The organism is Monashia sp. HAY1-5C (assembly GCF_056755255.1).
In genome coordinates this window covers 1-237 of sequence record NZ_JBPGXG010000753.1, presented here as the reverse complement: position 1 = coordinate 237, position 237 = coordinate 1, and the positions used below count along the sequence as shown (strand labels likewise).

The following is a 237-nucleotide window of genomic DNA, read 5'->3' as shown; positions in this document are numbered from 1 at the left end:
GATATAGCCGTGGCAAAAGAGAAATCAGCAGTGCTTTATCAGAGTAAGCAAGAGATCAAATATGAAAAGGTAGACTTCAATCCTTCTTTTAAAAATGAGCTGATTTTTATTCACCTTAATCAAAAGCAGGACAGCCGTGAAGGAATTAACTTTTACCGGTCCAAAAATAAGTCTCAAAAACTGGTTGATGAATTTTCGGATCTTACAAGAAAAATTTTATTATGCGATGAATTGGAA

The 237-nt window shown here is 33.8% G+C and carries 1 protein-coding gene; it reads left to right on the top strand.

Translation table 11 applies throughout. The annotated features are described in order from the left end of the window. The coding region (locus ACR9ZK_RS23425; RefSeq protein WP_481344306.1) for a hypothetical protein at window positions 1-237 on the top strand (237 nt) is incomplete at both ends.